Below are 21,710 nucleotides of genomic sequence, written 5' to 3'. Positions count from 1 at the left end.
GATCATGCGCCCATCTTTGCGGCCGCCACTCGGGAAGCTCTACATCTAATCGTTACAGGAAACGTAAATCTGTAATCTCGAATCCAGGGGGCGTCACGACGCGCTACCGATCGGCCACGAAGGCGGTGATCGCCACGGCGAGACCGGCGGCATGGGTGAGGGCGAGGCCGTGGTCGGCGTCGGCGAACAGCACCGATTCGGCCCGCGGGAACCAGGTGGTGATCAGCTCGGCGACCTCGGCGAACCACGGGCCGCTCGCCGTCCCGCCGAGGTAGAGCACCGGCGCCTGGACACGGGCCGCGTCGGTGGCGGTGAAGGTCCAGGTCAGCAGCGCGGGCAGATCGGTGGCGAAGAAGGTTTCGGCGTCGGCCGCCGCCTGCTCCCGCGCCCCGGGCAGCTGCCGATCCAGGAGGTCGCGCCAGCCCGATCCGCTGACGATGCCCATCAGGTGGTCGAGGGCGACGACACTCCCCGCCGCCCGGTACTCCCGCTGGAGTTCGGCGTTGACGGAACGGAATTCGACGACGTGGACCGGCGGCGGCTCGATCAGGACGAGCGAGCGGACCCGCTCCGGCGCGTCGGCCGCCAGCTGGAGGGCGACGGCCCCGCTGTAGGAGAGCCCGAGCACGTGCGCGGAGTCGATGCCCAGCGCGGTCAGCAGGGCCGCGCAGTCTCGCGCGTCGCGGCCGATCGAGCCGGGGCCCGACACCGGGTCGCTGCCCGCGTACCCGCGACGGTGGTAGCGGATCGTGCTGAAGTCACGATCGAGCGCGGTCGCCAGCGGCGCGCATTCCTCGGCGAGCAGCCCGGTTTGGATCAGGACGAGCGGCGGCCCGGCGCCACCGATGATCACCTCCAGGCCGACCTCGCCCGCACGCACCCGGCGAGCACCGCCGCGATCGCTGGACATAGCGGCCACCTCGATCCATCGAGCCTGCTCAGCCAGTCTATCCGGGCAGCGGCGATCGACTCGCTAGCGATAACGCCGCGCGGCATCGAGGACCGCCGCGCGGTACGAGCGGCCGAACAGGGCGGCGTGGACCAGCAGGATCGGCAGGGTGTGGAGCGCGACGCGGTCCTTCCAGCCGGGGGCGAGGGGGTGGATCTCGTTGTAGGCAGCGATGATTCGGGAGAAGTGCGGGGCACCGCCGAAGAGCGTCAGGGTGGCCAGGTCGGTTTCGCGGTGGCCGCCGTGGGCGGCGGGATCGATCAGCCAGGGGGTGTCGGCACGGCCCCAGACGATGTTGCCGGGCCACAGGTCGCCGTGGATGCGGGCCGGGGGTTCCGATGGCGCCTCGATGTGGATCGTTGCGACGAGCGCCGCGTCGGCGGGGTCGAGACCGCCCGCGTCGACGGCGAGTTCCAGCAGCGGCAGGATGCGATTCTCACGGAACCAGGTCGGCCAGTCCTCGCCCGGGGTGTCGCCCAGGGGCAGGCCCGCGAGGAATCCGGCCGGCACGGCGGCATCGGGCGTGCGGGAGCGCTGCCCGGCACCCGTGGGGGCGGTGTGGAGTGACACCGCCGCGCCGAAGCAGGGCGCGCCCGCTCGATGGGTGGTGGCGAGCCGGCGCCCGCAACGCTCGGCGGCGGCGGCACTCGGCTCGGCGTGCTCGATCCACTCCAGGAGCAGCAGTTCGCCGGTGACCGCGTACACCTCGGGCACCGCGACCCCGCCCGCCGCCCGCAGCCAGCGCAGGCCGTCCGCTTCGGCCGCGAAGAGACCGGCGGGCGCGACGGTGGCCTCGGCCGTCGGCGCGGCGGACACGCCGCCCGGCCAGGTCTTGAGGAACAACTGGGTGCCGTCGTCGAGCACGATCCGCTCGGCGACGCTGATCGAGCCGCCCGGCACGGGCGTCGTGCGCAGCCGCTGGTGCGCGAGAAAGGTCGGCAGCAGATGCGGGTTCGCGCGCAGAAACGGCAGGTCCACGCGGTCATCTTGCCCAGGGGGCGGGGATCGCGGTCGGCGAACCGCCCGATTGTGTTCGACAGGTTTTATAAACGGGTATTACTAAACACTGTTCATAAACGGGTCGGACGTGGTTTCATCATCACGAACGTGTTCCACATCACGTTGTGACGTCCGCGCACCGGACCGGAGGAGACAGCCGTGACCAGCACAAACATCCCCGCGGGGTTCGATTTCACCGATCCCGATCTGCTCGCAAGCCGACTGCCGATCGAGGAGTTCGCGCAGCTGCGGCGCACCGCCCCGGTCTGGTGGTGCGCCCAGCCGGACCGCGCCAGCGGATTCGACGACGGCGGCTACTGGGTGGTGTCCAAGCTCGCCGACATCAAGGAGATCTCCAAGAACCCCGACGACTTCTCCTCGCACGAGAACGGCGCGATCATCCGGTTCAACGAGGAGACCACGCGCGAGCAGATCGACATGCTCGGCAACATGCTGATGCTGAACCTGGATCCGCCGCAGCACACCAAGATTCGCCGCATCGTGTCCAAGGGCTTCACCCCGCGCGCGGTGGAGAACCTGCGCGCCGCGCTCACCGAGCGGGCCGAGCGGATCGTCTGGGAGGCCAAGAAGTCCGGGCGGGGCGACTTCGTCGAGCAGGTGGCCGTCGAACTGCCGCTGCAGGCGATCGCCGAACTGCTCGGCGTCCCGCAGGAGGACCGTCGCAAGATCTTCGACTGGACCAACCAGATGATCTCCTACGACGATCCGGAGTTCGAGGGCAACCACCACGTGGCCACCGCCGAGGTGATGGGCTACGCCTGGAACATGGCCGAGCAGCGCCGGGGGTGTCCGGCCGCCGACATCGTCACCCAGCTGGTCAACGCCGACGTCGACGGCGAGCACCTGGGTTCCGACGAGTTCGCCTTCTTCGTCATCCTGCTCGCCGTCGCGGGCAACGAGACCACCCGCAACTCGATCACCCACGGCATGAAGGCCTTCGTCGACAACCCCGCCCAGTGGGAGCTGTACAAGGAGCAGCGACCGCGCACCGCGCCGGACGAGATCGTGCGCTGGGCGACCCCGGTGACCGCGTTCCAGCGCACCGCCACCCGCGACCTGGAACTGGGCGGGCAGCAGATCAAGAAGGGCCAGCGGATCGGGCTGTTCTACAGCTCGGCCAACTTCGACGAGGAGGCCTTCACCAACCCGTTCGAGTTCGACGTGCTGCGTAACCCGAATCCGCATGTCGGCTTCGGCGGCACCGGCACGCACTACTGCGTCGGGGCGAATCTGGCCCGCCTGGAGATCGACCTGATGTTCAATGCCATTGCCGACGCGATGCCGAACCTGCGTCAGGTCGCCGACCCGGTGCGGCTGCGCAGCGGCTGGCTCAACGGCATCAAGCGCTGGGAGGTCGAATACGCTTGAACCGAAACATGATCGAGGGGGTGGCCGGGTGACGGGCAAGGCGCGTGGGCGCGCGCCCGTGGTGACCGACGCCGATATCCGGCGGGTCGCCAGGGCGCAGCTGGCCGCGCAGGGACCGGACGCGGTCACCCTGCGCGCGATCGCCCGCGAGCTGGGCGTCACCGCGCCCGCGCTCTATCGGCACTACGCCTCGCGCGACGAGCTGATCGAGCGGTTGCGGGTGGAGTTCTGCACCGATCTGGCCGCGTTCCTCTCGACCGAGATCGCGGCGCTGTCCGACGACGGCGCGGTGCAGTTCCTGGCCATCTGCCGTGGTTTCCGGCGGTGGGCGCTGGCGAATCCCCGGGAGTTCACCCTGGTGTTCGCCTCGCCCACCTCGGGCCGGTCGATGATGCGCCGGTTCGACGAACCCTTCGGCCGGATCTTCCTCGCCGCGGCGGGCAGGCTGCTGGTCGGCTTCGAGATCGCCACCCCGCCCGGCGAGACCATCCCGCCGGCGCTGCGCGAGGATCTCGTCGCCTTCCAGACCGACCTGCTGGCGATGCTCTCGGAGTCCGGCCAGAAGTTCCCGGCCGAGAAGCTGGATCTGGGCGTCACCTATCTGATGGTGCAGATCTGGGCCAGGCTGTTCGGCCACGTCACCCTCGAGGTGTTCGGCAACTACCCCATCCCGCTGGCCGACCCGGAGATCATGTTCGACGCCATGCTCGCCGACCTGGCCAGGACCACCGGTTTCGCCGACTGAGTGACCGACGCCTCGACAGTGTCGGTGCCGTCGGTCAAGATCGACGGTAACCGACAGGGACGGGGAGTGACGCGGCGATGGAACGCGAGCAGTTCGTGGAAACCGTGATGACGACTGTGCGCGCGCACGGGATCGGCGATGCCGAGTACTCGGCCGAGGACTTCAGCGTGCATCACAGTGACGGCCGGGTGATCTTCCTGGACAACATCTTTCGTGAGTGTCAGCAGCTCGGCGCGGCGGAGCGGGAAGAGCGCATCACCGCGTTCATCGCGGCGATGACCGGATCCGACGATGTGCCGGGCGACTGGGAATCGGTGCGCCCGATGCTGCGTTCGGTCCTGCGTCCGGTGACGCTGGGCCAGGACGGCCCGCGGCCGCTGCACCGCGCGGCGTTCCCGTTCATCGACGAGATCGTCGTCGTCGATCTGCCGCGGACCAGGTCGTTCGTGTCCGTCGATCAGGTCGCGAGCTGGGGTGTGGACGCCGAGCAGGTCTTCGCCGCAGCGCGCGACAATCTCACGGCGCTGAGCAAGCCCGGCTCCCCCGCGGAACTACAGATCCTGCGCTTCGTCGAGGACGGAGATTCCTACTTCGCCTCCTGGCTGCTGGTGCCGGGCTGGCTGGCCGGGTACGCGGGTGGCGAGGCAAGGCCGGTCGCGTTCATCGCCGAGAACGATTCCCTGCTGGTCGTTCCCGACGATCCGGAGCTGCTCGTCGAGGTGTTCGAGATGATCGAGCAGCAGTACCGCGACGCGGCCCGTCCGGTCTCGCCGCAGGGCTACACGGTCGACGAGCACGGCACCGTCGTCCCCTTCGACGAGGCGGGCCCGCACCCGTCGATGCCGCTGGCGCTGCGGGCGCGCGCCGGGCTGGCCGCGACCGAATACAGCATCCAGACAGACCATCTGAACGATGTGTTCGAGGAGTACCTGGAGCTGCCCGACCTCGACATCGCCCCCGCCTACGCGGCCACGGTCAACTACGAGGAGTCCTCCGACGGCGCCTTCACCTCGGTGGTCTGGGGCGAAGGGGTGGAATACCTGCTCCCGGAGACCGACGTCGTGCGCTTCCTGCGCCGCGACGACAACGACGAGGTCGAACTGCTCTGCACCGTCCCCTTCCCCACGGTCGTCGAGATCCTCGGCCTCACTCCCCTTCCCACCATCGAGCCCACCCGCTTCGAAGCCCGCCACTGGCCCGACCCCACCGCCCTGGCCCGCCTCCGCGCCGCCGACATCGAGCAGTAGGGGTCAGTCCAGGGGTGGGGCGGTGGACCAGGATTCGCCGGCGATGACGAGGTGGTCGAGGTAGCGCAGGCCGACGAGGTCGGCGGCGCGGGCGAGGAGGGTGCCCGCGCGGCGGTCGTCGGCGCTGGGGGTGGGGTCGCCGGAGGGGTGGTTGTGCACGACGGCGAAGGCGCGGCCGTCGTGGCGCAGGACGGTGTTGAGGATTTCCCGGACCGGGACGGCCACGTGGTCGATGGCGCCCTCGGCGACGAAGGCGCGGTGGCGCAGGCGATGCTGGGTGTCGCAGATCAGCACGAGCAGGCGCTCGACCCTGGCGCCGGCGAACAGCGGCACCGCGACGCGGGCGATATCGGCGGGTGAGCTCAGCCGCGGCACCGCTTCGCTGATCCGCGAGCGGGTGCCGAGATGGAACGCGGCGATCACCGTCGCCGCTTTGGCCGGACCGATGCCCGCCCTGCGCGCCAATTCCTCCGGGCGGGCGGCGGCGAGCTCGGCCAATCCGGCGTACTCGCCGAGCAGCTGCGCGGCGAGCTCCAGCGCCGACTGCCCGCGGGTGCCCTGCCCGAGCAGCAGCGCGAGCAACTCGACATCGCTGAGCGCGTGCGGGCCGAGCAGCAGCAAGCGCTCACGCGGGCGTTGGGCGACGGGCAGATTCGCGATCGGTACCGACATCGTTCCCCCTGCGGATCGGCGACGGGACCGATGATTCCAGCGGGTACCGACACATTCGCGCCCGAGCTATCCTTCGGCCACCCCGTCCGCGGCCATGATCGGCGCCTGCTCGTCCTCCCGCGGAGTGCTGAAGATCGAATCGGCCATCAGCCGTTCGAGATTGCGTAGTTGCCGCTCGTGTACGACGATGCGCCGCAACGCCTCGTTGACGGTCGCGTTGCTGTCGGCGGTGCCCATGATGTCGGCCGCCGCGGCCAGCAGGTGCTGATCGAGATCTATCCGCAGGGATCGCAATCGTCCTCCTTCGTCGATCGCAATCTTGCGTTATTCGCGCCGGGCGCGTGCGCCGATTCACCGCGTCGTTACCGAATACCCGCGTTCGCAAGTCCGCACAGCAACCGGTGGCGAGCACCGCGATCGTTCGCCAGCAAGCGCACAGAAAACCCTGATGATCGCCGGAATCAGCGTATTTTCGCCACGATAACTGTGCAGTTTGCGCAGTTGTGCGCGTCGTTGTTGTCGACGGGAACGCGCGGTGCTTGCCTGGAGGCATGTTCACCGAGGCCCAGCTGTACTCGCCGGTGACGCGCGAGCGCGACGGCGATGTGACCGTGCATCTGAGCGCGGATCACCCCGGTGTGAACGACGAGGACTACCGCACCCGCCGCAACGCCATCGCCGCGATGGCGCTCGACTACCGGCCGGGCGGCCCTGTTCCGCAGATCGCCTACACCGAGGACGAGCAGCGGGTGTGGCGGATCGCCTCGGCGGAACTGGCCCGCAAGCACGAGATCTACGCCTGCGGCGAGGTCCGCGACGCGGCGGCGGCGCTGGCCCTGCCGCGCGATCACATCCCGCAGCTGGACGAGGTGTCGCGCCTGCTCGCCCCGCTGACCGGCTTCAGCTACGTGCCGGCCGCCGGGCTCGTCCCGCTGCGCGAGTTCTTCGGTTCCTTCGCCGAGCGCACCTTCCACTCCACCCAGTACATCCGCCACCACTCGGCCCCGCTCTACACCCCCGAGCCCGACGCGATCCACGAGATCATCGGCCACGCGAATCAGATCGCGAGCCCGAAATTCGCCGCGCTCTACGAGACGGTCGGCGCCGCGGTGGCCCGGCTGGAGACCGAGACGGCGCTGAAATTCCTGGCCGACGTCTTCTGGTTCTCGTTGGAGTTCGGCGTGGTCCGCGAGGCCGGCGAGATCCGGTGTTACGGCGCCGGATTGCTGTCCTCCTACGGTGAGATCGACGAATTCCGGCATGCCCGGCTACGTCCGCTCGACGTCGCCGCGATGGGCACGATCGATTACGACATCACCCACTACCAGCCGGTGCTGTTCTGCGCGGAATCGGTGGATCAGATCGTCGGCGTGCTCGGCGAATTCTTCGCGACCATGGATGACGAGACCCCGGCCCGGCTCGGACACCATCCCCATCCCGTCGCATAGCGTTTCCGAAAACGTTGTCACAGAACACAGTTCGGCATTTCGCGATTCTCATCTGCTGAGACGCGACAGGCGCGGCGGAGCGGTCGCTGTTACCTTCGACCGGTTCTACGAGCTTTTCCGAAAGGGTCGGGTAGACCGAAAATGACTGTGGATGTGACAGATACGCAAGCCGATCAGAATCCCGAGCCGGAGGCCCCGCTGTGGCTGCAGGGCCGCGAAGCGGTGATCGCCGCGGCCGCGCCGACCGAATGGCGCGGCAATGTCCCGGACTACGAATTGAGCCATGAAGTCATCCCGCGCGAGCGCACCACCGAGCACGCCCCCGGCTCGCTCGAGGCGATCGTCGAAGACCTGGTGAAGGTCTTCGAGATGGAGGTCTCGCACAAGGGCGATCCGGCCACCTGGCTGTCGGTGGTCGCCGAGCAATACCGCGGCCGGGTCAACGGCGGTGAATGGCAGGACGCCGAGGAATTCGCGCGGATCGGCAGCTACAACATCCTGATCGGCGACAATCCCTACTACGAGGCGGCGAACGAGACCTTCGAGTCCTCGCACCACGTCTTCCACACCGCGTTTCCCGGCGGCTTCTTCTGGGAGGTCATCGAGGTACTGTCCGGTCCCCCGACCGTGAGCTTCCGCTGGCGGCACTGGGGCAGGTACGAGGGCGAGTACAAGGGCCACCAGCCCACCGGTGAGCAGATCGAGATGTTCGGCGTCACCATCGCCAGGGTCAGCGAAGACCTGCGCATTCTCGAGCTCGAGCACTTCTACGACAACAACAAGCTGCTCGGCCCGCTGGCGCACGGCTGCCCCGTGCAGCACGGCACGGCCGACTAGTCAGCTCCGGTCGCTGCCGTTCGGTCCGTCGTCCGGACCGAACGGCAGCCCGGCCTGCAGGAATCGCAGGGCGTGACCGGCGTTCTCGGCATTGACCGGCGTGGTGGTGACGATGGCCAGCATGGCGCCGATCATCGCGCCCGCGGCGATCCGCACCTCGAAATCGTCGGCGGTTCGGCCGGTGTATTCGGCCATCAGTTGCGCGGCCAATTCGATGCTGCGCTGGAATTCCAGACCGATCGCGGGGCGCAGCTCCGGCACGTGATACAGCAGGGCCTGACGTTCCTGCTCGAAGGCCAGGTCGGCGGCGGGCATGGCCGCGTACACCGCCTCGAGGGCATTGCGGAAGGCGGTCAGCGGGTGCCGGCCGCGCGGCTGCGCGGCCAGGGCCTCGATCATCAGCGCGTCCTGATCGTCGGCGATGACCAGCTGTTCCTTGGTCGGGAAGTAGCGGAAGAAGGTGCTGGGCGAGACCTCGGCGGCCGCCGCGATCTGTTCCACCGTGGTCTCGGTGTAGCCCTGCTCCCGGAACAACCGGAACGCCTCGACCCGGATGGTGCGACGGGTCCGCTCCTTCTTCCGCTCACGCAGCGACATCTCAACCGACATGCATCGATTCTGCCGCATCCGGCGCGGCGACCGGTGCCGCCGCTCGCCCGCGCAGCGCCAACGCCGCCACGACGGCCGCACCGAGGCACAGCAGGGCGCACACCCCGAGCATGGTGTCCATCCCCGCGACGAAGGCGTGCCGCACCTGCGCGAGCATCGCCGGATCGCCCGCCCGGTGCGCGACGGCAACGCCCGCGGTGACCCCGTCGGCGATCGGATCCCGGTTCAGCGCGCCGAGCTCGGTCCGGTACGTGGTGGCCAGCACGGTGCCGAGGACCGCGACGCCGATGGTGCCGCCCGCCTGCCGAAGTGCTTGCAGCAGTGCCGAACCCGAGCCGGAGCGGGCGGCGGTGAGCTCCACCGTCGCCAGGCCCATGGCCGCGGGCATGACCAGACCCATGCCCGCGCCGAGCACCGTCGTCCACAGGGCGGTCAGCCCGTAGCCGCTGTCCACCCTGGTCAGCGCGCCGAGCCCGATCCCGCCCGCCAGCACCAGGAAGCCCGCGGTGAGCACCACCCGCACCCCGAGGCGCGGGAGCAGCACGTCGACCAGTCTGCTGCCGAGCACCAGCCCACCGATCATCGGCAGCAGCCGCAGCCCGCTGCCGAGCGCGTCGACCTCGAGCACGGCCTGGAAGTACTGCGGAACGGTGAAGAACATGCCGAACATGGCGAAGCTGACGAGAATGGAGAACGCGGTGCCCCAGCGGAATCCGGGCGCGACGAACAGGCCGACATCGATGAGCGGGTGGGCGCAGCGACGCTGCCACCACAGGAACGCGCCGAGCAGTACGACGCCCCCGGCCACCGCGAGCCAGCCGACGACGTCGGCCCAGTCGCGTTCACCGATCCGGATGAAGCCGTAGGTCAGCCCGAGCATGCCAGCGGCCGAGAGCGCCGCACCGGCCAGATCGATGCGAGAACCGGTGTCGCCGCGCGATTCCGGAACCAGGGTCGCGACCGCCAGCGCGCCGGCGACCACCAGCGGCACATTGATCAGGAACACCGAGCCCCACCAGAAGTGCTGGAGCAGCCAGCCACCGAGGATCGGGCCGAGCGGCAGGCCGACGGCGGTCGAGGTGACCCAGATCGTCAGCGCGCGCTGACGCTGCGCGGGCTCGGTGAACAGCACCGGCAGCACCGCCATCGACAGCGGCATCATCGCCGCGGCCGCGACACCGAGCGCGACCCTGGCGGCGATCAGCTGACCGGCCGTACCGGCGAACGCGCAGGCCAGCGAGGCCATCCCGAAGACGAGGAGCGCGCCGAGCAGCACCTTCTTGCGCCCGTAGCGGTCGCCCAGCGCACCGGCAGGCAGCATCAGCGCGGCCAGCGCGAGGGTGTAGGCGCTGCTGAACCATTGCAGCGCAGCGGTATTCGCGTGCAGGTCGACCGCGAGGGTCGGCAGGGCCACCGTCAGCACGGTGACGTCGAGTCCGATCGTGAGCATCGCCAGGGCGAGGGCGCCGAGGGCGAGCCAGCGGCGGGTGGCTTCCGTCCGCATATCTCCTCCAAAATGATAGTTACCGTCATTTGCTAGTAACTCGCATTTAGTAGATTCTGTCAAGAGTTGGCCCCGGCCGCCGCACCTCGCCTCGATCGGCTCGCTACGCTCTGTGGCGATGAAGATCCGCGAACTCGGCGTGCGCGCCGCCGGCACTCTCGGCGCCGCCGCGATCGCCGCCACCCTGGTCTGCGCCCCCGCCGCCACCGCCGTCCCCGGCTCCGACACACCGCCGGGCAACGGCCCGAGCACGACGACGACCCCCCCGTTCACCACGCCGAACACCGACAGCTGCCCGCAGAAGACGCAACCGCCCGCCCCCATCGACACCTCCGAGGTGCCAGCGCCGGGCGAACCGACGCCGAGCGCGCTCCCGGTGCCCGACGCCCCGATCGGCGGCGACCGGATGAGCGAATGCGGCGTCGTGCTGCCCAAGGGCGCGCCCCCGCTGCCCGCCGACATCTCGGCGACCGCGTGGATGGTCTCCGACCTCGACACCGGCCGGGTGCTCGCGGCCAAGGACCCGCACGGGCGCTACCGGCCCGCCAGCACGATCAAGGTGGCGCTGGCGATCGTCGCGCTGCGCACCCTCGACCTGGACAAGGTGGTGACCGGCACCCAGGCCGACGCCGACGTCGACGGCACCAGGGTCGGCATCGGTCCCGGCGGGCTGTACACCAACCGTCAGCTCATGCAGGCGCTGATCATGTGCTCGGGCAACGACGCCGCGCACGCGATCGCCACCCAGCTCGGCGGCGACAAGGCGACCGTCGCGAAGATGAACGACGTGGCGAAGTCGTTGCGCGCGTTGGACACTCGCGCCGCGACCCCGTCCGGCCTGGACGGGCCGGGGATGAGCACCTCGGCCTACGACCTGTCGGTGCTGTTCCGCGAGGCGATGAGCATCCCGCTGTTCGCCGAACTCATCCACACCGAGCAGGCCGATTTCCCCGGCTACCCGGCCGATCCGAAGATCCCCGACGACAAGGACCATCCCGGCTTCCCCATCGCCAACGACAACCAGCTGCTCTACAACTACGCGGGCGCGATCGGCGGCAAGACCGGTTTCACCGACGACGCCAGGCAGACCTTCGTCGCCGCCGCCGAGCGCGACGGGCACCGGCTGGTCGTCACGCTGCTCAAGGCCGATGTGCGCCCGATCCGGCCGTGGGAGCAGGCTGCCCGGCTGCTCGACTACGGTTTCGCCCTCGACGCCGACGCCCGGATCGGCAAGCTACCCGAATCGGGCAGTGCGGCAGTGCATCCCAGCGTTCCGCTGGCCACCCCGCCGCCGCGCGCCGACGGGACGCAGGCCCAGCCGGAGCAGCAGCCGCATCACGCCGCCCGGGTGGCGACCCTGATCGGCGGGCCGATCGTGGTCATGGTGCTGCTGCTGTGGGCGCGGCGGGCCTACCGGCGCGGGCGCTGAGTCAGCGGCGCCTGCCGAATAGCAGCAGCGCCAGCGCGGCGACCGCGCCTGCGCCGAAATACGCGGCGCCCGCACCGGTCGAGAGGCCGCGGTCGACGGCACGCGGCCGGATGACGACCGCGTTCGGCGGCGCGATCTCGGCGGCGCGGTCGTTGTCGGACGAGGTCGCCGCCCACGCGGTGGCGAACAGCAGGATGCGATAGGTCATGTAGCTGAACACCATCAGACCGATGATGGAGCCGAAGGTGGCGCCCGCCGGGCTGCGCAGCACCGCCTGCAGATAGATCGCGCCGATCAGCTTGAAGATCTCGAACGCGATCGCCGCCAGCGCCGCCGCGCGCGCCGCGCTGCGCAGCGAGACCGGCTCGCGCGGCAGGCGGGCGATCATCCAGGCGAACACCGCCCACGAGGCGAACAGACCGAGCGCGATCGACACCACGCGCACCACCACCGTGGCACCGGGCAGATGGTCGGCTCCCAGCGCGATCAGAATCTGCCTGCCCAGGCCACTCGACGCCACCGCCGACAACCCGAGCGAGACGACGGCGGCCAGGCCGAGGCCGACCAGCGCGCCGAGATCGGACAATTTGCTCCGCCACCACGGACTCTCGGGGCTCTGGCTCTCCCACTGCTCGGTGAGCGCGGCGCGCAGGTTCGCGATCCAGCCCAGCCCGGTGTAGACGCCGACGAGCAGACCGATCAAGCCGACCGTGCCGCGCGAGCTGATGGCCTGGTCGATGAGATCGTTGATCTGGCCGCCGAATGAGCCGGGCATCTTCTCCACGATGCTGTCCTGGAGTTCCTCCAGCAGACCGGGATGACCGGCCAGCACGAAGCCTGCCACCGAGAACGCCACCATCAACAGCGGAAACAGCGACAGCACAGTGAAGTACGTGATGCCCGCCGCGTAGTAGTCACCGCGTTGCCGCTGGAATCGGCCGCCCGCCCTGACCAGATGATCCAGCCAGGGCCTGCGCCCGATCTGCCGCTCGACCGCGGCCGAGATGTTGTCGACGAGCTGCATGGCACGCGCCCCTTCAGCCGAAAGCCGCAGGCGCACACCGGGTCAGCGAGCCAGGAAGCCCACCCGGTCGTACACCTGCGCCAGTGTGTTGCCTGCGATCTCGCGCGCCCGCTCGGCACCCGAGGCGAGGATCCGGTCCAGTTCGGCCTGATCCGACAGGTATTCCTGCACCTTCTGCTGGACGGGGGTGACGAATTCGACCAGCGCGTCGGCCACGTCGGCCTTGAGATCACCGTAGCCCTTGCCCGCGAAATTCTCTTCGAGGGTGACGATCGGGGTTTCGGTGAGCGAACTCAGGATCACCAGCAGGTTGCTCACGCCCGCCTTGTGCTCCGGGTCGTAGCGGATCTCACGCTCGGTGTCGGTGACCGCCGACTTGACCTTCTTCGCGGTGACCTTGGGATCGTCGAGCAGGTTGATCAAGCCGGCGTCGGTGCTGGCCGACTTGCTCATCTTCGCGGTCGGATCCTGCAGGTCGAAGATCTTCGCCGTGCCCTTGACGATATGCGGCTCCGGCACGACGAAGGTCTTCTTGAAGCGGGTGTTGAAGCGCTGGGCCAGGTTTCGGGTCAGCTCCAGGTGCTGGCGCTGGTCCTCGCCGACCGGCACCTGGTGCGGGCGGTAGAGCAGGATGTCGGCGGCCATCAGCACCGGGTAGGTGAACAGGCCGACGGTCGCGTTGTCCGCGCCCTGCTTGACCGACTTGTCCTTGAACTGGGTCATCCGGCTGGCCTCGCCGAAACCGGTGATGCAGCTCAGGACCCAGGACAGCTCGGCGTGCTCGGGCACCTGGCTCTGCACGAACAGGGTCGACTTCTTCGGGTCGATGCCGAGCGCGAGCAGCTGGGCGGCCGCGGCCTTGGTGCGGGCCCGCAGCGCCTTGGGCTCCTGGCTGACGGTGATCGCGTGCATGTCCGGGATGAAGTACAGCGCGTCGTACTCGTCCTGCATGGTCACCCAGTACTGCAGCGCACCCAGGTAGTTGCCGAGGTGGAAGGAGTCGCTGGTGGGCTGGATGCCCGACAGCACCCGCTGCTTGCGTTCGGCCGTCGCGGCCGGGGCAGGACTGGACATGCCCCCGATCTTTCCATGTACCTCAAGCGGTATTTCGCTGCACCCAGTTGCGCGGATCGACGCCGGGCATGCTCGGCTTGCCCGCCTTGACCATTCGCTGTTCGCGGCGGGCCAGCAGCTGATAGGAGGGTGTGCTCGGCCCGGCCAGCGCGCCGGCCAGCACCCGGGGCGCCAGCGGCGGGGCGACGTGCGCGGTCCGCAGGCTGCGGCACAGCGTGCGGTAGGCCACCTGATCGGCGATGCCCCACTCGATGCCGTACATGTCCCGGATCCGGGTCGGCAGGCTGCCCTGCACCAGCAGGTACAGCGCCGAGCCGACCTGCTCGGCGGGCGGGCGCAGACGATAGGCCTTGCGGTGGCCCGCCAGATACGAGCCGACCAGATCGGCCTCCTCGGTGAGGAACAGTTCGGCCGAGTTCAGGTAGTCGTCGAAGTAGCGGCGGAAGGCCGGGTAGTCGGCGGGCGCGGCGTCGCGCGGCATGCCGAACAGCTCGCCCCAGCGGACGTAGTCCTGGTAGAGGTCCTCGCGCTCGGTGGCGGTGAGTTCGCGCACCAGCCGGTCGTACATCGCCTCGGCGGAGTCGAACGTGAAGGCCATGGTCATGAACATCAGGTGCGGATCGTGCGCCGCGTAGGCGGTGCCCGCCGGATAGTGCTCGCCCGCGTCCTCGGGCAGGGCGCCGACCACCTTCTCGTGCTTACGCCGGGTGAAGGCCAGAGCCCGGTCGGCCTCGGTCTTGCTGCCGAGGAAGACCGCCTCGAACAGCGCCCCGGTGATGGCCAGCCGGGTGTACGGGGTCGCGCGGTGGGCGGTGTGCTCACTGGTGCCGACGAACAGCAGCGGGTGCACCGCGCCGATCACGAGTGCCCGGACACCGTAGGTCAGCCCCACCGCCCGCTTGCTCATCACCCGTCGGATCATCGAATCGTCGGCGAAATATCCGGGTTCGCCCTGCCGTGCGGCCATGCTGCGCCTCCTCGTCGAGTGCATCTGGCAATAGAATCCACCAGATTTGATAATCTGGCAAGAGTCTCTACCAGAAAACCTCCCCGCGACGGCAGGACGCAGAATGGGAGCTGTGGCAGCACAACGCACCTACGGTGGCGTCTCGGCCGAACAACGACAGGCCCAACGCCGGACCGCCCTCCTCGACGCGGCGCTCGACATCGTCGCCGAAGACGGGCAGGCCAAGCTCACCGTCGCCGGGCTCTGCGCCCGTGCCGGACTCAACGAGCGCTACTACTACGAGAATTTCGAGCATCGCGAGAGCGTGCTGGAGGCCCTGCTCGATCGGATCGCCGAGGAGCTGACCGCCGCGATCGTGACGGCGCTGACCACCGCCGCCCCCGACAGCCGGTCCCAGTCCCGCGCCGCGATCGACGCGGGCATCTCGGTACTCATCGACGATCCGCGCAAGGCGAAGGCCGCGCTGATCGCGGGCATGGCGACGCCGGAACTGCGCGCCCGCACGGCCCGCACGGTCCGGGCGTTCTCCCGGCTGGTCGCCGCCGAGGGCACCGGTTTCTACGGGGTCGAGGTGCCGCAGAAGCTCGTCGACTTCCGCGCGATCTACCTCATCGGCGGCCTCACCCAGACCCTCACCACCTGGCTGGCCGGCGACCTGGACCTGACCCGCGAGGAACTGATCGACCAGGTCACCGAGGTCTTCGTCCTCCTCGGCGACGACCTGGCCGAACGACACCGCTGACGACCTACGTCACCGCGGCGGGCAGAGACCGGCGGGTGCGGTGCAGGGTTCCGACGATCCGTTGGCCAGCCAGAGGAGGGCCTGATTGATCGTCACCACCAGCTCGGGCGACAGCACCGACGACCCGCTGTCGGCGATGGGCTGGGACGCGCGGCTCGGCTGCGCGTCGGCCGTGGCCGGACCCGCCGCAGTGGTCAGGAACGCGGCGAGGATGCTCGCGCTCACCAGAACTCGCTTCATCGTGTTCTCCTCATCGGCGGCCTCGGCAGCCGCTCGGCGAGAACGCTAAGCGGACCGGCACAGTGGTGGCAGCCGCCAATTCCGGTGGCAATGGATCAGTCGGTCAGCGCCACCGCGTCGAAGGTGTCCGGCTCGCCCTGGAGGACGACGCGGAAGACGACGTCGCGGCGCGACCAGTAGGCGGCGCAGTCGCGCATAGCGCTGTCGAACCAGGCGCGCTCGGTGGGGTCGTCGGCGAGCAGGTCGGCGGCGGTGCGCACCACGACGACGTAGCCGGGCGCGTCGCCGACGAAATCGTCGAGGTCACGGAGGCATTCGTCGAAGGCGTCCTTGTTCGCGCCGAAGTAGTACGGGAACTGGAAGGCCGCGGCGAACTCGTCGAAGAGCTCGGCGGTGGTGCGCATCTTGGGGCCGCGCAGTTCGCGCACGCGGTAGTCCGCGGGCGCGTCGTAGCGCACGCCGCTGAACGCGGCGGGGTCGACGGGCAGGGCGCCGAGCACCGGTCGCGGGGCGGCGGGCGCCTCGAGGGTGGGACGAGCAAGGAACTGCGACAGCGTCATTCGCGTCGTCATCAGCGCATCCTCGTGAAGGTCTCGTAGTGGTCGCCGGTGTACCAGGCGGTGCCGTCGCTGCCGGTGACGATGCGTTCGGCGTCCCGGCCCCTGTTGCGCTGCTTGGGGTTGACGTCCCACTCCTGGTAAACCACGGCTTTCCCCGCCGAATCCTTAGGCGGCAGTTTGGTTCCCCGGTTCATCCACTGCTCGCCACCCTTGGTGCCGGGCGCGTTCGCCGAATCCGGCCAGCGCCCCGCGTCGATCTCCACGAGCGTGGCGTAGGCCCGATCGGGCACGCCCGCCGCCTTGGTGACCGGCGCGGCACTGGCAGTGCCCGCGGGCGGGCCGGGTTTCGGCGCGGCCTTGGTGGTGGTGATCCCGGCGGCCGCGCGGGTGCTGGTGGCCGCGGTGGTGTCGTTGCCGCCGCGCCCGGTGAGCAGCGTGAAGCCCACCGCGAGCACGATGAGGAGGAGCCCGCCGAGCAGGCCGAGAGTCTTGCGCGAGAGGTTCACCGGTACTGCACCGTCACCGGAGCGTGGTCGGACCAGCGCTGATCGTAGGCGTCGGCGCGCTCGACGACGGCCTGCTTGGCGCGCCCCGGCAGCTCGCCGAGGGCCAGCTGGTAATCGATGCGCCAGCCGGAGTCGTTGTCGAAGGCGCGGCCACGGTAGGACCACCAGCTGTACGGGCCCGCGACGCCGGGGTGCAGCGCGCGCACCACGTCGACGTAGCCCGCCGCCAGCAGGTCGGCGATCCAGGCGCGTTCCTCGGGCAGGAAGCCCGCCGACTTCTGGTTGCCCTTCCAGTTCTTCAGGTCGACCTCGGCGGGCGCGATGTTCCAGTCACCGCTGACCACGAAATCGCCGGTGCGCGCCTTCAGGTACGCGCCGAACTCGGTCATGAACCGGTACTTCTCGTCCTGCTTGGGGGTGTTCTCCTCCCCCGAGTGCACGTACACGCTGGCCACGGTGACCTCGCCGAAGTCGGCCTCGAGATAGCGCCCCGACTCGGCGAACTCGCTGCTGCCGAAGCCGATCCGCACCGCGTCGGGCGTCCGGCGCGACAGGATGCCGACCCCGGCGCGCCCCTTCGACTCCGGTTCGGCGTGCGAGAGCACCCACCCCGCGTCGAGCGCGGGCGCCAGCGCGGCGGCGACCTGGGCATCGGTCGCCCTGGTCTCCTGCAAGCACACGATGTCGGCCTCGGTCGCGGCGAGCCAGGGCAGCATGCCCTTGGTCGCCGCGGCGCGCACGCCGTTGACGTTCACTGTTGAAAGGATGAGAGCCACCGGTCGACCGTACAATGACAGGTCAGGAATGCTCCCCCGGACACCGTCGTCCAGGAAGGGGTGATTGACGATGACGTCACGCACCGCCAAGTCCACTGCCCGGCCGTCGCCCGTCGCGGCGCTGCACCTCGGGTCCGGTGACCCGGTTCTGCTGTTGCACGGGTTCATGTTGTCGCCGCACTGCTGGGAGCAGGTGGCGCGGCGGATGTCGGCCCACTGCGAGGTGTACGCGCCCGCGTTCGCCGGGCACTGGGGCGGGCCGAAGGTCGAGGGCTGGTCCCTGGATGTGTACGCGCTGGCCGATCAGATCGAAGATCAGCTCGACGAACTGGGCTGGCGGACCTGCCATATCGCGGGGAACTCGCTGGGCGGCTGGGTCGGCTTGGAGCTGGCGCGGCGCGGGCGGGCCCGCACGCTCACCGCGATCGCGCCGGCGGGCGGCTGGAGTACGCCCTCGTTCACCCAGCTGCGGGTCGGCGCGAAGTTCGCCTCGATGGTCCCGTTCGTCGAGGTCGGCAAGCGGCTCGGCGGCCTGGTGATCAACAACCCGGTGGTGCAGCAGGTCGCCGCGCTGATGCTGAGCAAGCACACGGGCGCGGTGGCCCGGCGCGACCTCGCGACGATCATCGCGGCCGTCCTGCACTGCGACGCGATCATCCCGATGCTGCTCGGCGGCCTGCGCGCGCCCGCGATGGACGACCTGAACGAGCTGTCCACCCCGGTCCGCATGCTGCTCGCCGAGTACGACCGGATCATCCCCAACCACGTCTACGCCACCCGCTACCTGCGCGAACTCCCCGAATCCGCGGACCGCATCCTGGTCAACGGCGTGGGTCATGTGCCGATGCTGGAGGCACCGGACCGGATCGCCACCCTGATCGCCGAGCACATCTACGCCAGCCGCGGTCACCTGCGCGCGGTCTGAACACGCGCGGACCCGGCCGCGCGAGACGCGCGCGGCCGGGTTCGCCTTCGCCTACTTGCCGAGCAGACCCTTGGCGATGTGGGTCACCTGGATCTCGTTGCTGCCCGCGTAGATCATCAGCGACTTCGCGTCACGCGCCAGCTGCTCCACCCGGTACTCGCTCATGTACCCGTTGCCGCCGAACAGCTGCACTGCCTCCATCGCGACCTCGGTGGCCGCCTCGGAGCAGTAGAGCTTCATCGCCGACGCCTCGGCCAGGCTCGGCGGCTTGCCCGCCTTGCCCCGCTCGAGCACGTTGAACACCATGTTCTGCACATTGATCCGGGCGACCTCCATCTTGGCCAGCTTGAGCTGGATCAGCTGGAACCTGCCGATCTCCTGTCCCCACAGCGTGCGGGTGCGCGCGTAGTCGACACAGAGCCGGTGGCATTCCTCGATGATGCCCAGCGCCATGAAGCCGACGCCGATCCGCTCGGCGGTGAAACTGGCTCTGGCGCTGTCGCGTCCGTCGCCGCCGCGATGGTCCTCGGTCTCGCCGAGCAGCCGGTCGCGGCCGAGCCGGACATTGTCGAAGAACAGTTCCCCGGTGGGCGAGGAGTGCAGGCCCATCTTCTTGAACGGCTTGCCCTGGGTGAGTCCTTCCATGCCCTTGTCCAGCACGAAGGTCAGCACCTTGCGGTCGCGCTTGTCGGCGCCGTCGCCCTCGTCGAGCTTGGCGTAGACGATCATCACGTCGGCGCACGGGCCGTTGGTGATGAAGGTCTTCTGGCCGTTGAGGATGTAGTCCTCGCCGTCGCGCTCGACCCGGGTCTTCATGCCGCCGAAGGCATCCGAGCCGGAGTCGGGCTCGGTGATCGCCCAGGACGCCACCTTGCGCAGGGTGACGATGTCGGCGAGCCAGCGTTCCTTCTGCGCCAGGGTGCCCCGCGACATGATGGTGGTGGCGCCCAGCCCGATGCTGACACCCAGCGCGGACACCAATCCCATACAGACCCCGGACAGTTCGCTGATCAGCACCGCCATCATCGACTGCTGCCCGGCGAACGGCGACCCACCGCCACCGCCGGACTTCTCGCCGGGTCCGGCCGCCTCCTTGGCCAGCATCTTGGTGACCGCGTCCTCGCCCATGGCGTCGATCCCGAACTGGCTGAACAGTTTCCGCAGGATCGGGTAGGGCAGCAGCTCACCGCTGTCGAGGGCGTCCAGATGCGGACGGACCTCCTTGTCGAGGAAGGTCCGCACGGCGTCGCGGATCATCAGATCGGTTTCGGACCATTCGATCATCGTCGTCTCCCGCGCTCAGGGCAGCCGCACGGCGATGTCGTCGATCGCCCACGGCCCTTCGGTCTCGATCGTCTTCACATCGTGCCAGCCGGCCAGCTCGGAGATGGCGCCTCCTTGCACGGCGAACACCTTGCCGGTGATCGGGCACTTGTCCGAGGCCAGATAGGCGACCAGCGGCGAGATATTGGCCGGGCTGAACGCGTCGAACCCGCCGGATTCCTCGGCCGCGGCGGCCTCGGCGGCGAACATCGCGCCCATGCCGGGCGTGGCCAGGGTGAGCCGGGTGCGGGCGATCGGCGCGATCGCGTTGACCCGCACGCCGTAGCGGCCCAGTTCCTCGGCGGCGACCTGGGTGAGAGCCGCGATCCCGGCCTTGGCCGCGCCGTAGTTGGCCTGGCCCGCGTTGGGCAGGGTGACACCCGAGGCCGACGCGGTATTCACCACGGCGGCGTTGGGCTGGTTGCCCGCTTTGCTCTGCGCCTTCCAGTAGGCGGCGGCGTGGTGCAGCACGGCGGCGTGACCCTTGAGGTGCACGGCGATCACCGCGTCCCACTGGGCCTCGTCCATCGCGGCGACGAAGACATCGCGCAGGATGCCCGCGTTGTTGATGACGATGTCGAGCCCGCCGAGCTCACCGACCGCCCGGGCGATCAGGTTCCGCGCGCCGTCCCAGGACGCGACATTGTCGGTATTGGCGACGGCGACACCGCCCGCCGCGACGATCTCGTCGACGACCTGCTGCGCCGGACCGGAGTCGGCGCCCTCGCCGGCATTGCTGCCGCCGAGATCGTTGACCACGACCTTCGCGCCCTCGCGCGCGAACAGCAGCGCGTGCTCGCGGCCGATGCCGCGGCCGGCGCCGGTGATCACGGCGACCTTGCCCGCCAGGGAACTCATGACTGACTCCTTATCTCGGCGAGGCCGTCACTGAGGACGACGTCCTCGCCGCGCACCGTCTCGAAGGCGTAGGTGGTGATGCCGTCGACGCTGGTCACCGGCCAGATCCGGGTCCGCAGGTCGTCACCGGGGAAGACGAGCTTGGCGAAGCGCACCGCGAAGCGCCGCAGCCGGTGCACATCCGAGCCCGCCGTCGCCGTGAGTACGCCCCACGACGCCATCGCCATGGTGCACAGCCCGTGCGCGATGATGCCGGGCAGTCCGGCGTCCTTGGCGACCTGCTCGTCGAGGTGCAGCGGCATCGGATCGCCCGAGGCGGGCGAGTACCGGAAGGTCTGGTCGTCGTCGACGTGATGCTCGACGACCGCGAACGGTTCGCTCGCGCGCAGGCTTTCGTCGAAGCGATGCGCCGGCGCCTGCTCCCCCACCGACTTGCCCGCGTCGATATTGCGGAAGAAGGCGGTGAGGTACTGCTCGTTCACCAGTTCGCCTGCCGCGTCCCGGCATTCGACCAGGATGGTGACGGTCGTACCGGTCGACTTGCTGGTGTAGCCGACCGCCTTGGCCCGCGACACCAGCCGCTCACCGGGCCGGATCGGCCGATGGAAGTGGAAGTCCTGCTCGCCGTGCACCACCCGGCCGAAGATGTCCATCGGCGCCACGTCGATGATCGGCATCATCATGGACTCGAACACCGGGACGATGGCGAAGACCGGCGGTGCGACGGTGCCGTCGCGGTGCGCCTGGATCGGATCGTTGGTCGCGGCGGCGTAGTCCGCGATCCGGTCCGCGGTGACCGCGAATTCCTCGGCGTCACCCCATTTTTCCAGGCCCGCGTCGTCGAACTCGACGATGCGGCCGGATGCGTGCGCTGTCATTCGAAACCC

24 protein-coding genes are annotated in these 21,710 nt (G+C 69.4%); 8 read left to right on the top strand and 16 right to left on the bottom strand.

Features of this window, described 5'->3' with window-relative positions; genetic code table 11:
* Nucleotides 1-103 precede the first annotated feature (103 nt).
* Both AB0L91_RS17230 and AB0L91_RS17225 read right to left on the bottom strand, forming a co-directional pair.
* On the bottom strand, nt 104-910 hold the full coding sequence (locus tag AB0L91_RS17230) for an alpha/beta hydrolase (RefSeq protein WP_365010970.1): 807 nt from the start codon (nt 908-910) through the stop codon (nt 104-106).
* Nucleotides 911-973: 63 nt separating this feature from the next.
* The gene (locus tag AB0L91_RS17225) at nt 974-1,927 is read right to left on the bottom strand and encodes a fructosamine kinase family protein (RefSeq protein ID WP_365010969.1); all 954 of its coding nucleotides are present in this window, start codon (nt 1,925-1,927) and stop codon (nt 974-976) included.
* Between the two features lie 180 nt (nt 1,928-2,107).
* On the opposite strand from AB0L91_RS17225, the gene AB0L91_RS17220 reads away from it, so the two are divergent.
* From AB0L91_RS17220 to AB0L91_RS17210, 3 genes are all read left to right on the top strand, one after another.
* A complete protein-coding gene (locus tag AB0L91_RS17220; RefSeq protein ID WP_365010967.1) occupies nt 2,108-3,337 on the top strand; it encodes a cytochrome P450 in 1,230 nt (409 codons plus the stop codon).
* A 28-nt stretch (nt 3,338-3,365) separates the two neighbouring features.
* Complete coding sequence (locus tag AB0L91_RS17215; RefSeq protein WP_365010964.1) at nt 3,366-4,082, top strand: TetR/AcrR family transcriptional regulator; 717 nt, start codon at nt 3,366-3,368, stop codon at nt 4,080-4,082.
* A gap of 77 nt (nt 4,083-4,159) precedes the next feature.
* Entirely contained in the window at nt 4,160-5,329 is a 1,170-nt protein-coding gene (locus AB0L91_RS17210; RefSeq protein ID WP_365010962.1) for a hypothetical protein, read from the top strand.
* Between the two features lie 3 nt (nt 5,330-5,332).
* Here AB0L91_RS17210 and radC read toward each other — a convergent pair whose 3' ends face one another.
* Entirely contained in the window at nt 5,333-6,001 is a 669-nt protein-coding gene (radC, locus tag AB0L91_RS17205; protein WP_365010960.1) for a DNA repair protein RadC, read from the bottom strand.
* A 66-nt stretch (nt 6,002-6,067) separates the two neighbouring features.
* Nucleotides 6,068-6,295 carry a type II toxin-antitoxin system VapB family antitoxin gene (locus AB0L91_RS17200; protein ID WP_355271601.1) on the bottom strand — a complete coding sequence of 76 codons (228 nt, stop codon included), beginning with the start codon at nt 6,293-6,295 and terminating at the stop codon, nt 6,068-6,070.
* Between the two features lie 257 nt (nt 6,296-6,552).
* Between AB0L91_RS17200 and AB0L91_RS17195 the strand changes: the two genes are divergently transcribed.
* Both AB0L91_RS17195 and AB0L91_RS17190 read left to right on the top strand, forming a co-directional pair.
* Complete coding sequence (locus AB0L91_RS17195) at nt 6,553-7,449, top strand: phenylalanine 4-monooxygenase (RefSeq protein ID WP_365010958.1); 897 nt, start codon at nt 6,553-6,555, stop codon at nt 7,447-7,449.
* Between the two features lie 153 nt (nt 7,450-7,602).
* Nucleotides 7,603-8,286: a SnoaL-like polyketide cyclase gene (locus AB0L91_RS17190; RefSeq protein WP_357349684.1), complete on the top strand. Its 684-nt coding sequence runs from the start codon at nt 7,603-7,605 to the stop codon at nt 8,284-8,286.
* Here AB0L91_RS17190 and AB0L91_RS17185 read toward each other — a convergent pair whose 3' ends face one another.
* Nucleotides 8,287-8,895 (bottom strand): TetR family transcriptional regulator, encoded by a 609-nt coding sequence (locus AB0L91_RS17185; protein WP_365010956.1) that lies wholly within the window; start codon nt 8,893-8,895, stop codon nt 8,287-8,289.
* A complete protein-coding gene (locus tag AB0L91_RS17180; protein WP_365010954.1) occupies nt 8,885-10,399 on the bottom strand; it encodes an MFS transporter in 1,515 nt (504 codons plus the stop codon). Before AB0L91_RS17180 ends, AB0L91_RS17185 begins: the two co-directional genes overlap by 11 nt.
* Nucleotides 10,400-10,517: 118 nt before the next feature.
* Between AB0L91_RS17180 and AB0L91_RS17175 the strand changes: the two genes are divergently transcribed.
* Entirely contained in the window at nt 10,518-11,828 is a 1,311-nt protein-coding gene (locus AB0L91_RS17175; RefSeq protein ID WP_365010952.1) for a D-alanyl-D-alanine carboxypeptidase family protein, read from the top strand.
* A 1-nt stretch (nt 11,829) separates the two neighbouring features.
* Here AB0L91_RS17175 and yhjD read toward each other — a convergent pair whose 3' ends face one another.
* The 3 genes from yhjD to AB0L91_RS17160 are packed head-to-tail and all read right to left on the bottom strand — an operon-like array spanning nt 11,830 to nt 14,893.
* Nucleotides 11,830-12,852: an inner membrane protein YhjD gene (yhjD, locus tag AB0L91_RS17170; protein WP_365010949.1), complete on the bottom strand. Its 1,023-nt coding sequence runs from the start codon at nt 12,850-12,852 to the stop codon at nt 11,830-11,832.
* A 42-nt stretch (nt 12,853-12,894) separates the two neighbouring features.
* Entirely contained in the window at nt 12,895-13,926 is a 1,032-nt protein-coding gene (gene trpS / locus AB0L91_RS17165) for a tryptophan--tRNA ligase (protein WP_357349693.1), read from the bottom strand.
* A gap of 22 nt (nt 13,927-13,948) precedes the next feature.
* Nucleotides 13,949-14,893 carry an oxygenase MpaB family protein gene (locus tag AB0L91_RS17160; RefSeq protein WP_365010947.1) on the bottom strand — a complete coding sequence of 315 codons (945 nt, stop codon included), beginning with the start codon at nt 14,891-14,893 and terminating at the stop codon, nt 13,949-13,951.
* A 103-nt stretch (nt 14,894-14,996) separates the two neighbouring features.
* Between AB0L91_RS17160 and AB0L91_RS17155 the strand changes: the two genes are divergently transcribed.
* Entirely contained in the window at nt 14,997-15,635 is a 639-nt protein-coding gene (locus AB0L91_RS17155; protein ID WP_357349697.1) for a TetR/AcrR family transcriptional regulator, read from the top strand.
* A 9-nt stretch (nt 15,636-15,644) separates the two neighbouring features.
* Here the strand turns inward: AB0L91_RS17155 and AB0L91_RS17150 are convergent, their stop codons facing one another.
* The 4 genes from AB0L91_RS17150 to AB0L91_RS17135 form a co-directional block, all read right to left on the bottom strand.
* Nucleotides 15,645-15,875: a hypothetical protein gene (locus AB0L91_RS17150; protein WP_365010944.1), complete on the bottom strand. Its 231-nt coding sequence runs from the start codon at nt 15,873-15,875 to the stop codon at nt 15,645-15,647.
* Between the two features lie 95 nt (nt 15,876-15,970).
* Nucleotides 15,971-16,447: a barstar family protein gene (locus AB0L91_RS17145; protein ID WP_365010941.1), complete on the bottom strand. Its 477-nt coding sequence runs from the start codon at nt 16,445-16,447 to the stop codon at nt 15,971-15,973.
* A complete protein-coding gene (locus tag AB0L91_RS17140; RefSeq protein WP_365010938.1) occupies nt 16,447-16,941 on the bottom strand; it encodes a ribonuclease domain-containing protein in 495 nt (164 codons plus the stop codon). Before AB0L91_RS17140 ends, AB0L91_RS17145 begins: the two co-directional genes overlap by 1 nt.
* Entirely contained in the window at nt 16,938-17,717 is a 780-nt protein-coding gene (locus AB0L91_RS17135; protein ID WP_365010935.1) for an exodeoxyribonuclease III, read from the bottom strand. The genes AB0L91_RS17140 and AB0L91_RS17135 overlap by 4 nt, the downstream gene beginning before the upstream one ends.
* A gap of 70 nt (nt 17,718-17,787) precedes the next feature.
* On the opposite strand from AB0L91_RS17135, the gene AB0L91_RS17130 reads away from it, so the two are divergent.
* Entirely contained in the window at nt 17,788-18,642 is an 855-nt protein-coding gene (locus AB0L91_RS17130) for an alpha/beta hydrolase (RefSeq protein ID WP_355271577.1), read from the top strand.
* Nucleotides 18,643-18,693: 51 nt separating this feature from the next.
* On the opposite strand, the gene AB0L91_RS17125 is transcribed toward AB0L91_RS17130, so the two are convergent.
* The 3 genes from AB0L91_RS17125 to AB0L91_RS17115 are packed head-to-tail and all read right to left on the bottom strand — an operon-like array spanning nt 18,694 to nt 21,701.
* Entirely contained in the window at nt 18,694-19,926 is a 1,233-nt protein-coding gene (locus tag AB0L91_RS17125; RefSeq protein WP_365010932.1) for an acyl-CoA dehydrogenase family protein, read from the bottom strand.
* A 15-nt stretch (nt 19,927-19,941) separates the two neighbouring features.
* On the bottom strand, nt 19,942-20,823 hold the full coding sequence (locus tag AB0L91_RS17120; RefSeq protein ID WP_365010930.1) for an SDR family oxidoreductase: 882 nt from the start codon (nt 20,821-20,823) through the stop codon (nt 19,942-19,944).
* Entirely contained in the window at nt 20,820-21,701 is an 882-nt protein-coding gene (locus tag AB0L91_RS17115; RefSeq protein ID WP_365010927.1) for a MaoC/PaaZ C-terminal domain-containing protein, read from the bottom strand. The genes AB0L91_RS17120 and AB0L91_RS17115 overlap by 4 nt, the downstream gene beginning before the upstream one ends.
* Between the last annotated feature and the right edge of the window lie 9 nt (nt 21,702-21,710).

Origin of the sequence: Nocardia sp. NPDC051833, from assembly GCF_040681225.1 — a bacterium.
GTDB lineage: Bacteria > Actinomycetota > Actinomycetes > Mycobacteriales > Mycobacteriaceae > Nocardia.
The sequence above is the reverse complement of the archived record's forward strand: the minus strand, read 5'-3'. Positions and strand labels throughout refer to the sequence as shown.